Below are 1,620 nucleotides of genomic sequence, written 5' to 3' on the forward strand. Positions count from 1 at the left end.
ACATAGAGCTCTATTACAATAGGGTGCGCATGCATTCCACCCTGGGCTACATGTCTCCAGTGGAATACGAGCGGCAATACGCTTGAGGATCCTTAAAAGAAAGTCCAGTTTATCCTTCCCACTCCAAGGCCGCGAGGGCCTGATTCCGGAACTCCTCCGGGGTCAGGCCCTTCAATCTTACCTGCCTCCGGCTCGTGTTCCAGTGGACTATGTATTCCTCCAGGTCGCGTTTGAAATCCTCGAACGTCTTCCACTCGCGGCCCCTGTAGAACTCGTCCTTGACGTGGCCGAAGAGCTGCTCGGTGGCGGCATTGTCGATGCAGTTCGCCTTCCTGGACATGCTCTGGACGATGCCGGCGGCCTCGAGCCTGGATGTGTACGAGGCGTGCTGGTACTGCCAGCCCCGGTCCGAGTGCATGGTCGGGGCGGCGCCCTCGGGGATCTTGGACAGCAGCTCGTCGAGCATCCTCACCTGCTGGGACATGTCGGGCGTGGTCGATATGTCGCTCGCCACGATCTCCTTGGTGCAGAAGTCCAGCGTCGGGGCCCAGTAGGCCTTGCCGCCGGCCACCTTGAACTCGGTGACGTCCGTCCCCAGCTTCTGCCACGGGGCCCCGGCGTCGAAATCCCTCGCGATCACGTTCTCGAACGTCCTGCCGACGACGCCCCTGTACGAGTTGTACCTGTGGTAGGCCGTCTCGCGTCTGATGCCGCAGCGAATCCCCATCTCGCGCATCATCTTGAGCACGGTCTTGTCGGCTATCACGGCCCCCTCTTCCGCCCTGAGGCACATCGCTATCTGCCGGTGCCCGCAGCCGTTGGCGGTGCGCGAGAAGATCTCGGCGGCCGCCTCCCGGAGCTCGGCGCGCGTGGGCCTCGGCGGGTGCGCGAGGGCGTAGTAGTAGGTCGACCGCTTGAGCTCGGCGCATGCGAGCAGGTGCCCGAGCGCGTGCCCCTCGGCGCGCAGGGCCGCGACCGCTTCGGCCTTCGCCCTGGTCAGAGCCCGTCCCTCTCGACCAGGGCGCGTAATTTTTTAGGTAGGCCACCTCGGCCTCGAGCCTACGGCACCGCTCCTCGAGCTCCTCCTCGCGGGTCCGCGGCCTCGCCCTGGAACCGCTCGGCCGGCCCTTGGGCCTCGGGCGCAGGGCCTCCGCGCCGCCCCGGCGGTATAGCGCGCACCACTTCTTGAGCGGCGACATCGACATTATGCCGAACGCCGCCATCGCCTCGGTCTTCGTCATGCCGCCGTCGACGACGGCGGAGGCGGCGGCGACCTTCTGCTCGTATGTGTACCTGCCCTGCTTTCCGTCCATGCGCAGCAGCACCTCGCTCCCGAATGCGCGGTATATCTCCTACCGTCTTCTCACGGCTTCCGCGGGAAGCGAAAGGGCAATCGCGGCAGATTTATACCCGTGCCCGAGCTCGAAGAGCCCTATGGCCGCCTTCCTGGCCTCGACATCATGCTTCACCCTCAAATCAACGCGCATAAAGAAATGGAGTGGGTATGATGAATTGGACACCTAGTTAAGAGCGAAAGGTGTTCAAGATGACCCAAAGAAGAAAGCGATACGACAGGCAGTTCAAGGTCTCGGCGGCAAAGGTGGTCCTGTCCGGGGAAAT

General features: G+C 63.5%; 1 protein-coding gene and 1 pseudogene. Both read right to left on the reverse strand.

Features of this window, described 5'->3' with window-relative positions:
• Positions 1 to 109: 109 nt before the first annotated feature.
• Entirely contained in the window at positions 110 to 1,030 is a 921-nt protein-coding gene (locus tag AAAX77_RS09785; RefSeq protein WP_349106091.1) for an IS3 family transposase, read from the reverse strand.
• Between the two features lie 148 nt (positions 1,031 to 1,178).
• Positions 1,179 to 1,313 (reverse strand): annotated as a pseudogene (locus AAAX77_RS09790) (transposase); the annotation flags it as partial.
• Positions 1,314 to 1,620 lie beyond the last annotated feature (307 nt).

Source organism: Collinsella sp. CLA-ER-H6 (assembly GCF_040092305.1).
GTDB lineage: Bacteria > Actinomycetota > Coriobacteriia > Coriobacteriales > Coriobacteriaceae > Collinsella.